Below are 13,844 nucleotides of genomic sequence, written 5' to 3' on the forward strand. Positions count from 1 at the left end.
ATGAAGCAACAAGTTTTAATTGAAAATGGACAATTAGTTGTACCTGATCATCCTATTATTCCTTTTATTGAAGGGGATGGTGTCGGTAAAGAGATTTGGGGGGCAGCCCGTCAGATTTTTGATAAAGCAATTGCAAAAGCTTACCAAGGTAAACGAAGCATTGAATGGCATGAAGTACTTGCTGGTGAAAAATCATTTAATCTTAATGGTTCTTGGCTACCAGATGAAACAATGAATACTTTTAAACAGTACCTTGTTGGTATTAAAGGTCCTTTAACTACGCCAGTAGGTGGTGGGATTCGTTCGCTTAATGTCGCACTTCGTCAAGAGTTAGATCTTTATGTGTGCTTGCGACCAGTACGTTGGTTTAAAGGAGTTGAATCACCAGTTAAATATCCGGAAAAAGTTAGTATGACTATTTTTCGTGAAAATACTGAAGATATTTATGCTGGTATTGAATGGCAGCAAGGTACACCGGAAGCGGAAAAATTTTATCAATTTATATCACAACAAATGGGAGTAAAAAAAGTCAGGTTTCCTAACACTTCATCATTTGGTGTTAAACCCGTTTCAATTGAAGGCTCTGAGCGCTTGATTCGCTCGGCTATCGAATATGCGCTACAACATAAACTACCGTCGGTTACATTAGTACATAAAGGTAATATTATGAAATTCACTGAAGGTGGATTTAAACAGTGGGGGTATGCATTAGCAGAGTGTGAGTTTGCTGATAGCGTTTTTACTATGAACCAATATGCAAAACTTCAAAAAGAACAAGGTAATGAAGTAGCAAAACAAGCATTACAAGCAGCAAAATTAACGGGGAAATTAATTATAAAAGATGTCATTTGTGATGCATTTTTACAAAATACCTTATTAAAACCTGAAGACTATTCTGTGGTTGCTACATTGAATCTCAATGGCGATTATGTATCAGATCAGCTTGCTGCGATGGTAGGAGGTATTGGTATAGCACCGGGTGCCAATATTAATTATATGACTGGTCATGCTATTTTTGAAGCTACTCATGGTACTGCACCAGATATCGCTGGCAAAAATCAAGCAAATCCTTCTTCATTATTATTATCCGGTGTAATGATGTTTGATTATCTAGGTTGGTATGAAGTAGGGCAACTGATCACAGGAGCAATGGAAAAATTATTTCAAAATGGTAAAGCGACAGTTGATTTAGCTCGATTTATGAAAGATGGTGAAGAGTTAACTACCAGCCAATTTACTCAAGCTGTTATTGATAATTTATAGAGTCAGGAGTTAAACGAAAATGAAAGAAAAATTCTTGGTTTATAAATTATCTGAAACAATAAAAAGTACCAGTAAAATAGATACACATTTATTCGAAAAATTCAATGTTAAACGCGGATTGCGTAATGCAGATCATACAGGAGTATTAGTCGGTTTAACCAGTATTGGTGATGTAGTTGGATATGAACGTTTGCAAGATGGATCATTAAAACCGATTCCTGGTAAATTATTATATCGAGGGATTGATATTGATGATTTGGTACATAATGCACAGCAAGAAAAACGTACTGGTTTTGAAGAAACTATCTATTTGCTATTATCTGGTAATTTACCAGATGCAGAAGAGTTACATGATTTTTCACGCTTACTATGTGAATCGATGGCGTTAGAAAAGCAAACTAAAATAGCCATTATGGAACTTGAAGGCCATGATGTGATGAATATTTTAGCTAGAACTGTGCTCGAAATGTATACCTATGATCAAGAACCTGATGATACCTCACGCGATAACTTGATGCGTCAATCAATTGATTTAATTGCTAAATTTCCTGCTATTATTGCTTACGCCTATAATATGTTAAGCCATAGCGCTAAAGGAAAATCACTGCATATTCGTCATCCTCATGAAGATTTTTCTATTGCTGAAAATTTTTTATATATGATGAAAGGATCGAACGGTTATACTGATCTTGATGTTAGAGTACTAGATTTAGCAATGATTATTCATGCTGAGCATGGTGGTGGTAATAATTCTACATTTACAGTGCGTGTGACTAGCTCAACTGGAACAGATACCTATTCATCGATTGCTGCCGGCATAGGTTCACTAAAAGGTCCATTACATGGTGGTGCTAATCTACAAGTCGGCAAAATGTTAAAGCATCTCAAAGAAGTAATTAAAAATTGGGCAGATGCCAGCGAAATTGATAGCTATTTACAACGTATCTTGAATAAAGAAGTGTTTGATAAAAAAGGTTTGATTTATGGTATTGGGCATGCGGTTTATACGGTCTCCGATCCTAGAGCTGTATTGCTTAAAGAGATGGCCTATGAACTTGCCAAAGAGAAAGGTCGCGAACAAGAGTATAACTTTTTAAAGTTGCTTGAGGAACGAGCAATTCAGGCCGTTGTTAATCGTAAAAATGCCAGAACCAAAAAACAGGTTTGTGCTAATGTCGATTTTTATTCCGGATTTGTTTATGACATGATTGGTTTGCCTAAAGAGGTATATACACCACTATTTGCTATGTCCCGTATTGTTGGTTGGTGTGCCCATCGAATTGAAGAACTAAACTTTGATGATCGCCGAATTATCCGACCTGCTTATAAAAATGTGGGAGAGATTATGGAATTTGTTCCATTAAAAGATCGTTAAACTTACTCATTGTTCGTAAGCAACTGACGGTGCTTTATAATCTAAGTTTATTGAAAAAAGCATGGTGATTTAAAAGAATAATTTGTAGACTATGCCACAGTATTTGTTTTAGGCTGTATATATGAATCTTCTAAAATCTTTAGCGGCAATTAGTTCAATGACCATGGTTTCACGCGTATTAGGTTTCGTACGTGATGCCATTATTGCTCGCTTTTTTGGGGCAGGGATGGCTACCGATGCTTTTTTTGTCGCCTTTAAGCTACCTAATTTACTCAGACGTATTTTTGCTGAAGGTGCTTTTTCTCAAGCATTTGTGCCCATTTTAGCCGAATATAAAAATCAACAAGGTATTGAGGCAACGCGAACTTTTGTTGCTTATGTTGCGGGTTTATTAACCTTAGTTTTGGCTATAGTTACGTTAATAGGTGTGGTGACTGCTCCTATTGTTATTATGATTACGGCACCAGGATTTTTACAAGAATCTACTGAGAAATTTGAGTTAGCCACAACCTTGTTACAAATAACGTTTCCCTATATCTTTTTTATTTCACTTGCTTCTCTGGTAGGTGCAATATTAAATACTTGGAATCGGTTTTCTGTCCCCGCATTTGTGCCAACTTTGCTTAATATAAGCATGATTGTATTCACATTATTTTTAACATCTTACTTTAATCCACCGGTTATGGCATTGGCAGTTTCTGTAGGAGTAGGGGGGATTTTGCAATTACTTTATCAACTTCCATATTTGAAAAAAATTGGCATGTTGGTGTTACCTCGTATTAGTTTTAAAGATAGTGGTGTTTGGCGAGTATTAAAGCAAATGGGGCCGGCTATTTTAGGCGTATCAGTTGGCCAAATTTCGTTGATTATTAACACTATTTTTGCTTCCTTTTTAATTTCAGGTTCGGTATCTTGGATGTATTATGCCGATCGCCTAATGGAGTTTCCAGCTGGTGTACTCGGTGTGGCTTTAGGGACTATTTTATTGCCATCGTTAGCTAAGAGCTTTGCCAAAGGTGATCATAAGCAATATTCAGAACTGCTTGATTGGGGATTACGGCTCTGTTTCTTATTAGCCTTACCAAGTACTGTAGCTTTAGGAGTAATTTCACGGCCATTAATATCAACATTATTTGAGTATGGGCAATTTACTTTAAATGATACATTAATGACGCAACGCGCCTTAGTGGCCTATTCTATAGGATTACTCGGTTTGATTTTGATTAAAGTATTAGCTCCAGCATTTTATTCACGACAAGATATTAAAACTCCTGTAAAAATTGCTATTTTTACTTTAATTTTAACGCAATTAATGAATCTTGCTTTTATTGGTCCTTTAAAGCATGCAGGTCTTTCACTATCAATAGGTCTTGCTGCTTGCTTTAATGCCGGATTATTGTTTTGGCAACTACGCAAAAAACAACTTTACCAACCACAATCAGGTTGGCGAGGATTCCTTATTAAAGTGATTATAGCTGTTATTTTAATGTCAGTAGTATTATGGTGTGGTGCACAGTGGCTACCTGATTGGTCAACAGGATCAATGTTAACACGAGTTATACGCTTATTGTTGTTAGTTATTGTGGGGATTATAGTTTATTTTGGATCACTTGTTGTGATGGGTTTTAAAATTAAACATTTTATTAAACGTATTGAATAATAGGAATATATGTAAAAATGTTTCAGGAGAGCATAATGTTTAAGTATAAAATCCTTAATAAAAAAGGAAAGTTAAGTGCAAAAATTATCTTTTTTTAAACTGCCAATGATTGGTACAATAATATACTTTTTAATCAGTTTTCTCTTATATTTTCTATTTACTGTACTTTATTTTTCTTATCAATTACATCACCCATTTACTTACTTATCATTTAGAGATATTGGAGAAAGAATAATTGTTCGTCTCTTTCTTGAAACTTTATGGTTATTTGGATTTCTATCTTTAATACTGTGCTCAGCAACCATCAATATGGTTAATAAAACTAATATAAGATTGTTAGTTATCACTATGCCGATATTGTCATTCATTGCTTATTTTATTCGATTAAGTATAAGATCCAATATTATAGGCTTCGGAATGTTCTTTGATATATTACTTAATATCTTTGGTACTATTATTAGTTTGTTATTTTATAGCCTATCTGCATACTATTTAATGAAGTTTTTTGGAAGATTTTTTATAAAAAATCAATCACCATTTGTAATTACCACAATGAATAGTGTTAAAATCCATTTTATTTTGTTTTTAGTATTTAACAGTTATATATTGATATTAGGATATAACTTAATCGTAAATTCATTCGAACATGTTTATATTCTTGGCACTAAGCAGTATCAAAGCATTAACTTTTTTAATATTTTCTTTGTAATAAGTCTACTATTGAGTATTTTTTCGTCCAAAAAAAATTTTTTATGTGCTTTTAAAAAAATTCAATACGATAAACTTATCAATAGTTCACTGATAGCAAGTGGTATCATTTTAATTTGTATCTTTATAGATTATTTTTTTATGCTCCAATACATGGATAAACTGTATATTAATTCATTTCGAGAAGTTTTTAACTTACCTTATTTAATCTTTTTGTTATTATTACAACCACTTTTCTTTTGTTTGATTCTAAATATCGTTACCAGACGTTATTTTTCCTAGAAAATAAATAACACTAATTATTATTAAACATAATATTGAAAGATAGTTTATCTATATTGATAATAATAACTTTATTATCATTATTCAATTAAAGAAGATTGGACTTACTAATTAGGGAAGTTAAATGGAAAAAGTATCTTTTTTTAAATTGCCTTTTATTTTTGTTGTGTTGCTTTTTGTCTTAGACTCATTAATTTGTAATGTCTTGTTTATGTTTAATGTTCTGGCAGTTTATGACGATTATTTAACCTTATTGCCTTTTTTGAGTCGAATGATCGTTTATCAACTATTTCGTTTGATTCCTGATTGTTTATTCTTTTTTGTGGTTTGCTCCATAGCACTATATCGTTCGAATATTCATATTGTTACATTAAAAAATATAGCAATATTATTATTAAATATATGTCTGCTTAATGCGATATCTTATTTGTTATTAGAGTCAGCCGATTTTCTTTATAGAAGTATGCTATCTAATATTATTCCTTCTGATTCATGGCTAGTTTTTCTGTTTATAGGTACTATTCCTAGCTATTTAAGTTATATTTTGGGCAGTTTATGGCTTTACTTTTTTATCAAATTTTTCAGTAAATGGTTTGATAAAAGTAAGCAACCATTTGAATTAACTAGCGATAATAGCCGTCTAATTCATTTAACGTTATTTATGGTAGTGTTCTTGTTTATTGGGCTTGAGGTGACTTCATCTATTATGGATGTTTCGATTTATCAAAATAAATTCTATATTTCTTACACAACCAATATTATTTTGCCGCTAATCACTTTTATCATTAGTGCATTGATAGTCATATTGATAATTGGTAATTCATTTACTCAAACCTTTATGATTTTACAAACAGGTCGAATTATAAGAAGTATCGCAGTTGCATTTTTGTTATTATTCTTAGTTAATTGTTTTTTTATATTTACTATTTTTATACTCGATAATTGTGTGGATTGGTCACATTCATCTTTTTCTTTGTTAGCTAAGATAGTAATAGGATTAGTCTCATTTATTTTCTCTTGCTTAATTCTTCGTTATGTCACTCAAAGATACTTTTCGCGAAGAAATAAATATTGTGATAGTTTTTAATTTGTTTGATTATTAGCAGTTTTTTGCAAAAAATCACAAATCTCTTGTTGCGATTTTAAAACTCTGATTTGTTGAAGGAGCTCCGATGCTTGTCCATAATATTGTTTCAAATAGGCTAGCCATTGTTTAATACGTGCAGAATGATAAAGTGGCTTAACATTATCAATTGGTGTGGTGGCGTAGCTAATTAATATTTGCATTACAGCTTGCCAATTCAACGCCGGTTCAGAATAACGAATCATATTGGCTAGGTTAGGAATATTTAGGATACCACGACCAAGCATAATATGATTAGTTCGACTTTGATTGACGCAATTTTGTGCATCTAATGCTGAAGAAATTTCACCATTGGCAATAACTGGAATTGTTAGTTGTTGTTCAATCAACCCAATCGTATGCCAATCAATTTTATCTGCCCTGTAGCCGTCTTGTTTTGTTCTACCATGAATAACAATTTCGTCGGCTCCGGCTAATTGGATGGCATCAGCAATATCAAAGCACAATGATTTATCATCCCAACCTAAACGAATTTTTACTGATAGTATGTTAGTTTTAGTAATAGCTTGTCGTACTTGTTTAACAATATTAAATATCTGATCAGGGTACTTTAATAAAAAAGCCCCACCTTGACTGCCGACTACGGTTTTTGCCGGGCAACCAAAGTTAATATCCACGCCAAATGACCCTAATTCAATAGCTTTAACTGCATTTTCTGCCATCCATTCTGGTGATTGTCCAAGAAGTTGTACTCGAACCGGTGTCCCAGATTTAGTTTTGCCTTGATTATGCAATTCCGGGCAAAATCGGTAAAAAGTTCGTTGAGATAGTTTATGATGGGTAACACGTATAAACTCAGTAACACAATAATCAAATTGATTAATTTCAGTTAAAATTTGCCTCACGTTATAATCTAGCACTCCTTCCATGGGAGCTAAGATAATTCTTTTCAGTTCCATTAATTAACCTTATGTAAGTTTTTAGTACCACATACGGGGCAATTAGCTTGTTTAATTATAGTTACCTGATTAAATTGCATATTCATCGTATCAACCATAAGTAAACGACCAATCAACGGTTGGCCATAATTGGTTAATACTTTTATAGCTTCCAATGCTTGCATAGAACCAAACATTCCCACTAATGGAGCCATTACTCCAGCCTCAACACAAGTAAGTTGATCTTGACCGAATAAGCGACTTAAACAATGATAGCAAGGTTGATCATTTTGATAAGTAAACACCGTTAATAACCCTTCCATACGAATAGCCGCACCGGAAACTAACGGTTTTTTTACGGCATAACAACAACGGTTAATTTGTTCACGAGTAGCTAAATTGTCAGTGCAATCAATCACAATATTATGCTGTTTAATTAGTGAAATTAGCTTAATATCATCAAGTTGTTGATTAACTGTTTCAATGACTGTATCTGCATTAATATTAGTTAAGACTTGTTGAGCTTGCTTAACTTTATATTGATTTACAGATTTTTCAGTATATAAAATCTGCCGATTTAAGTTGGATTTTGACACCGTATCAAAATCAATTAATGTTAATTTGCCAACCCCCGCAGCGGTTAAATAGAGTGAAGCTGAACAACCGAGCCCACCTAAACCAATAATGAGTGCTGAACTGTTTTTAAGTATTTGTTGTTTATCAATATCAAATCCACGTAAGGTAATTTGTCTATCATAACGCAGAAGTTCTTGATCACTAAGTTCTTGCATGGGGATAATTTCAGTTATCAATAATTGAAGTACATTATAGCAGAAACTTGGCACACCAAAGTGCCAAGCTATTAGAATTATTCATCAAAGTCAGTTAATGTATTAAAAATTATCTACGGTTATTAGTGGCTTATAGCTTGAGATTGAATACAATAAAATTATTACAAAATAACTACTCTGCTTAACATAACGTATTAGCATTAACAAATCGGTACGTTAATATAAAAGATAATTAGAGTATTTAAAAAATAATTAAATAAATCGCGAGTAAATCTCAATAAATACCTTTATATGGGGTTTATTTAATTTATAATACTTAATATTTTATAGGTTGATATTTAAACAGGATATTTTATGCGTTCGATTTATTGTGGTCAGTTAACAGCAGCTCATATTAATCAAGAAGTAACATTATGTGGTTGGGTCAATAAACGCCGAGATTTAGGTGGTATGATTTTTATTGATATGCGTGACCGTGAAGGGATAGTGCAAGTCTTTTTTGATCCTGACTATCAACAAGCCTTCCAACTGGCTAGTGAATTGCGTAATGAATTTTGTATTCAGATTAAAGGCAAAGTAAGAGCGAGACCAGAAGGGCAAGTCAATAAGGACATGGCTACAGGTGAAGTTGAGGTTCTTGCTACAGAACTGACGATTTTTAATCGTAGTGATGTTTTACCACTTGATTTTAACCAAAATAATAGCGAAGAACAGCGTTTAAAGTATCGTTATATTGATTTACGCCGTCCGGAAATGACCGCAATTTTTAAAACTCGCGCTCAGGTGACAGCATTTGTACGTTCATTTATGAATGAACATGGTTTTTTAGATATAGAAACACCGATGTTGACTAAGGCTACTCCTGAAGGGGCTAGAGACTATTTAGTACCAAGTAGAATTCATAAAGGTGAATTTTATGCTCTGCCACAATCACCACAACTATTTAAACAATTACTGATGATGTCAGGTTTTGATCGTTATTATCAGATTGTTAAATGCTTCCGGGATGAAGATTTAAGAGCAGATCGCCAACCTGAATTTACGCAAATCGATGTTGAAACTTCCTTTATGACTGCAGAGCAAGTACGCGAAGTTATGGAACAAATGATTCGTGAGCTTTGGTTGCATGTGAAAAATATTGATTTAGGTAAATTCCCGATTATGACTTTTGCGGAGGCAATGCGTCGTTTTGGTAGTGATAAACCTGATTTACGTAATCCTCTTGAGATTATTGATGTTGCTGATTTAGTCAAAGATGTTGATTTCAAAGTATTCTCAGCACCTGCAAATGATGCTAATGGTCGTGTTGCATTGCTATGTGTACCTAATGGTGCTCAGTTAACTCGTAAACAATTAGATGAGTATACTCAGTTCATTTCAGTTTATGGTGCCAAAGGTATGGCATGGATTAAAGTAAATGAACGTAGCAAAGGCCTTGAAGGAGTTCAAAGCCCTGTAGCTAAATTCTTTAGTGCAACACAAATGGATGCCTTACTTAACCGTGCGAATGCTAAAGATGGTGATATCTTATTATTTGGCGCTGATAGTTATAAAGTAGTCAGTGATTCATTGGGTGCATTACGATTGAAGGTTGGTAAAGATTTAGGCATAACTGACGAAAGTAAATGGGCTGTACTTTGGGTAGTAGATTTCCCTATGTTTGAAAAAACAGATGAAGGGCTAAGTGCTATGCACCATCCATTTACTTCTCCTAAAGACTATTCTCCGGAAGAATTAATTAAAAATCCTGAAAATGCTGTAGCAAATGCCTACGATATGGTTATTAATGGTTACGAAGTTGGTGGTGGGTCAGTAAGGATTCATCGTCCTGAAATGCAGCAAGCTGTCTTTTCGATTTTGGGTATTAATAAACATGATCAGCGTGAAAAATTTGGTTTCTTACTTGATGCCTTAAAATATGGTACGCCACCGCATGCCGGACTGGCGTTTGGTTTAGATAGATTAACCATGTTATTAACTGGAACTGATAATATTCGCGATGTGATTGCTTTTCCTAAAACTACGGCGGCAACCTGTTTATTAACTGATGCCCCAAGTCCGGCTAATCCAGTAGCCTTAATTGAACTTGGGATTGAAGTTAGCGTAAAACAGTGACAGTTTAATGCAAAACTTTAAAAAACCGGAATCCGTTTTAGTGGTGATTTATTGCCAAACAACCATGCGTTGTCTTATGTTGCAACGCATAGATGATCCTAACTTTTGGCAATCTGTGACAGGTAGTATGGAGGATAACGAACGGCCTTATGATACGGCGGTTCGTGAGATCTTTGAAGAAACGGGTATTGATATAATTAAGCAAGATCTAACATTACTTGATGCTAAGCATACGGTTGAATTTGATATTTTTCCGCAGTTTCAGCATAGATATGCGCCAGGTATAAAAGTAAATAAAGAGCATTGGTTTTATCTGCCACTTTTAAGTGAAATGACACCAGTACTTACAGAACATTTAGCTTATCAATGGTTAAGCATCAGTGATGCGATCAATCTTACCTTATCGCCTAATAATGGTGAGGCTATTGGTAAAATTGATCACTTTCTTAAAATTAATTAGGAGGTAGAAAATGAAATTGAGTCAATGTGCCATCGTTCTATCTAGCTTATTGTTTTTTACACATAATAGCTATGCGGAGATAAATATAAAAAAATGCGAACCTAATCCAAGTAGCTATATTTTTTTTGATGAAATTGATTCTGAAAAAGCCGAAAAACTGATTAATTACCAGTTACATGATCAACCAGAAAAACGAGAAAGTAGTGTAATTAAAATTTTTACCAATGAAAATGCGGATGATAGAAACTATTGGATAGCATCGTTTAAATCCGATAATCAATCTGAACAATATCTATTTTATCAAGTGGATCAAGATAAAATAATTAAAATCGACGATAAACAATTTCAAACATTATTACCAAAAATTATTGCATGTAACCTAAATAAACAAGTACCACTGTATAGTGAAAACTTTGATGCCGATTAATTACACGTAATTATTTAATTTTTAAAATAATAAAGTATATTAAGGTTATTAAGTAATATTACAAGGTAATGGAGTAAAAATAGATGAATTTTGCTAATTTTCGTGAATTCTTAGATTACCTTGAGCAACAAGGTGAATTAAAAAGAATCACTTTTCCTGTTAATCCTTACCTTGAAATGACTGAAATTGCTGATAGAGTATTACGTTGCGAAGGCCCAGCTTTATTATTCGAAAATCCAGTAGGTTATGATATGCCAGTTCTTTGTAATCTATTTGGTAGCGCTAAACGTGTGGCAATTGGAATGGGTCGGCAAAACACTTCACAATTACGTGAAATTGGAGAATTTCTGGCTTTCCTACGCGAACCTGAACCACCCAAAGGAATTCGACAGTTTTTTAATGTATTACCTAAATACAAACAAGTATTAAATATGCCAGTTAAACACCGTTCATCTGCACCATGTCAGGAAGTAATCTATAAAGATGAAGAGGTGGATTTAACTCGTTTGCCCATTATGAAATGTTGGCCTGAAGATGTTGCGCCATTGTTAACTTGGGGATTAACCATTACTAAAGGACCTCTAAAAGATCGACAGAATGTGGGTGTTTATCGTTTACAATTACTTGGACAAAATAAGTTAATTATGCGTTGGTTGTCACACCGTGGTGGGGCGCTTGATTTTGCAGAGTGGCAACAAGCTCATCCCAATGAAAAATTTCCGGTGGCTGTAGCAATCGGTGCTGATCCGGCTACAATTTTGGCCGCGGTCACCCCAGTTCCAGATACTTTACCAGAATATGCTTTTGCAGGATTATTGCGAGGTGAACGCACTGAAGTTGTAAAAGCACTGTCCAATGATTTAGATTTACCAGCAACAGCTGAGATTATTCTTGAAGGTTATATTGAACCGAATGAAACTGCCCCCGAAGGTCCTTATGGCGATCATACGGGGTATTATAATGAAGTTGAAAAATTTGCTGTTTTTACTGTAACTCATTTGACTCGTCGTAAAGATGCTATTTACCATTCGACTTATACTGGGCGCCCACCTGATGAACCAGCAATCATGGGATTAGCATTGAATGAGGTATTTATTCCAATTTTACAAAAGCAATTCCCCGAAATTGTTGATTTTTATTTACCACCAGAAGGGTGTTCTTATCGGATAGCTATTGTGACGATTAAAAAACAATATCCAGGACATGCTAAACGGGTGATGATGGGGATTTGGTCTTATTTACGCCAATTTATGTACACCAAATTTGTGATTGTATGTGATGATGATATTAATGCTCGCGATTGGAAAGATGTCATGTGGGCTATTTCAACACGTATGGATCCTCACCGTGATACAACATTTATTGATCATACTCCAATTGATTATCTTGATTTTGCCTCACCGACATCTGGTTTAGGTTCTAAAATGGGTTTAGATGCAACTAATAAATGGCCAGGTGAAACCGCACGAGAATGGGGAAAAGTTATTAAAAAAGATCCTGAAATTATTGCTCGGGTGGATAAAATTTGGGATGAACTTGGATTATAGTTTATCATTTAATTACTCTACATCTATGTTTCATTATTGACTAAAACTGCAATGTTTTTAAAAAACAAAAACTATTCCCATATGATTCATTTATGTATAATTAAAACTTAAGTAAAGATAACCAGATAATTATGAAAAAAATTCAAATTTTGTTGACTTTGTTGCTAGCTATTTCTGGTAGTGTGATAGCTAGTGAAACCAAAATCCCTTCTGATGCGGAGCTAAACGTTGCAGATCCTAGTGCATTGATTCCTTCTTTGCGCACATCAGCGGAAAAAGGCGATGCGCAAGCTCAATACTCGCTAGGTAGCATATATCAACAAGGGCTAGGTGTTGAAGTTAATCATATTCGAGCTTTATTTTGGTATAAAAAAGCTGCTGATCAAGGCTTAGCTAAGGCACAAAATAATGTAGCCTATATGTACCAAAATGGTTTAGGAACAACCCCTGATTTAGTTTTAGCATTTAAATATTTCAAATTAGCTGCAGATCAAAATTATGCATTAGCTTTATATAATTTAGGATTAATGTATAAAGATGGAGAAGGAGTACAAAAGAATACTGTAACTGCTATTAATTATTTGATAAAGGCAGGAGATAAAGGTATTTATGACGCTTATCTTAATTTGGGAATTATGTACTTTTTTGGTGATGGTGTAAAACAAGATCGCATGGTTGCAGCAGATTGGTTTAGTAAAGCCGCTAAAAATAACGATCCGGAAGCCCAATATTATCTGGGATTGATGTCAGAATATGGCGATGGTTTAACTAAGGACTATGTTGCCGCAAATTATTTTTATACCCAAGCTGCAGAAAATGGATATGTGTTGGCTATGTATAATTTAGGGATTATGTTTGCAACAGGTACAGGGACTAAACCTGACAATGTTCAAGCGGCACATTGGTTTACTAAAGCAGCTGAGGCAGGTAATGCTGATGCTCAATATAATATTGGTGTGATGTACGAAGTCGGTGGCGGTGTACCGAAAGATGCTAAAAAGGCTGTTGAATGGTATACAAAAGCTGCCGAACAAGGTAGTGTCGATGCACAATATAATTTAGCTATTAAATATTTAGAAGGTGAAGGCATTGAAAAAAATAAAAACCGTGCTGTGTATTGGTTTACAAAAGCGGCAGAACAAGGTGATCCAGATGCTAAAGCTTATTTAGATGAATTATTGAAAGACAAATAAA

11 protein-coding genes are annotated in these 13,844 nt (G+C 34.1%); 9 read left to right on the forward strand and 2 right to left on the reverse strand.

Annotated elements, in window-relative coordinates; all coding sequences use genetic code 11:
• The 4 genes from icd to A9G12_RS01180 all read left to right on the forward strand — a co-directional run bounded on the left by icd (position 1) and on the right by A9G12_RS01180 (position 6,375).
• The gene (gene icd, locus A9G12_RS01160) at positions 1 to 1,263 is read left to right on the forward strand and encodes an NADP-dependent isocitrate dehydrogenase (protein ID WP_065564054.1); all 1,263 of its coding nucleotides are present in this window, start codon (positions 1 to 3) and stop codon (positions 1,261 to 1,263) included.
• 19 nt (positions 1,264 to 1,282) lie between these two features.
• Positions 1,283 to 2,638 carry a citrate/2-methylcitrate synthase gene (locus A9G12_RS01165; protein WP_065564055.1) on the forward strand — a complete coding sequence of 452 codons (1,356 nt, stop codon included), beginning with the start codon at positions 1,283 to 1,285 and terminating at the stop codon, positions 2,636 to 2,638.
• A gap of 121 nt (positions 2,639 to 2,759) precedes the next feature.
• The gene (gene murJ, locus A9G12_RS01170; RefSeq protein WP_065564056.1) at positions 2,760 to 4,298 is read left to right on the forward strand and encodes a murein biosynthesis integral membrane protein MurJ; all 1,539 of its coding nucleotides are present in this window, start codon (positions 2,760 to 2,762) and stop codon (positions 4,296 to 4,298) included.
• A 1,114-nt stretch (positions 4,299 to 5,412) separates the two neighbouring features.
• Positions 5,413 to 6,375 (forward strand): hypothetical protein, encoded by a 963-nt coding sequence (locus A9G12_RS01180; RefSeq protein ID WP_065564058.1) that lies wholly within the window; start codon positions 5,413 to 5,415, stop codon positions 6,373 to 6,375.
• Here the strand turns inward: A9G12_RS01180 and dusC are convergent.
• Together dusC and A9G12_RS01190 are read right to left on the reverse strand one after the other, a co-directional pair.
• Entirely contained in the window at positions 6,372 to 7,331 is a 960-nt protein-coding gene (gene dusC, locus A9G12_RS01185) for a tRNA dihydrouridine(16) synthase DusC (RefSeq protein WP_065564059.1), read from the reverse strand. The two genes, A9G12_RS01180 and dusC, sit on opposite strands and share 4 nt — an antisense overlap.
• Positions 7,331 to 8,101 (reverse strand): molybdopterin-synthase adenylyltransferase MoeB, encoded by a 771-nt coding sequence (locus A9G12_RS01190; protein WP_065564143.1) that lies wholly within the window; start codon positions 8,099 to 8,101, stop codon positions 7,331 to 7,333. The genes dusC and A9G12_RS01190 overlap by 1 nt, the downstream gene beginning before the upstream one ends.
• Before the next feature lie 354 nt (positions 8,102 to 8,455).
• Between A9G12_RS01190 and aspS the strand changes: the two genes are divergently transcribed.
• From aspS to A9G12_RS01215, 5 genes are all read left to right on the forward strand, one after another.
• Positions 8,456 to 10,216: an aspartate--tRNA ligase gene (gene aspS, locus A9G12_RS01195; RefSeq protein WP_065564060.1), complete on the forward strand. Its 1,761-nt coding sequence runs from the start codon at positions 8,456 to 8,458 to the stop codon at positions 10,214 to 10,216.
• A gap of 7 nt (positions 10,217 to 10,223) precedes the next feature.
• On the forward strand, positions 10,224 to 10,676 hold the full coding sequence (gene nudB / locus A9G12_RS01200; protein WP_065564061.1) for a dihydroneopterin triphosphate diphosphatase: 453 nt from the start codon (positions 10,224 to 10,226) through the stop codon (positions 10,674 to 10,676).
• Positions 10,677 to 10,686: 10 nt separating this feature from the next.
• Complete coding sequence (locus A9G12_RS01205; protein ID WP_065564062.1) at positions 10,687 to 11,103, forward strand: hypothetical protein; 417 nt, start codon at positions 10,687 to 10,689, stop codon at positions 11,101 to 11,103.
• Between the two features lie 83 nt (positions 11,104 to 11,186).
• Positions 11,187 to 12,650, forward strand: a complete 1,464-nt coding sequence (gene ubiD, locus A9G12_RS01210; protein ID WP_065564063.1) for a 4-hydroxy-3-polyprenylbenzoate decarboxylase — start codon at positions 11,187 to 11,189, stop codon at positions 12,648 to 12,650.
• 131 nt (positions 12,651 to 12,781) lie between these two features.
• On the forward strand, positions 12,782 to 13,843 hold the full coding sequence (locus A9G12_RS01215; RefSeq protein WP_065564064.1) for an SEL1-like repeat protein: 1,062 nt from the start codon (positions 12,782 to 12,784) through the stop codon (positions 13,841 to 13,843).
• The last annotated feature ends 1 nt before the right edge of the window (position 13,844 follow it).

The organism is Gilliamella sp. wkB112 (assembly GCF_001690685.1).
In the GTDB taxonomy this organism is placed as follows: domain Bacteria; phylum Pseudomonadota; class Gammaproteobacteria; order Enterobacterales; family Orbaceae; genus Gilliamella; species Gilliamella apicola_J.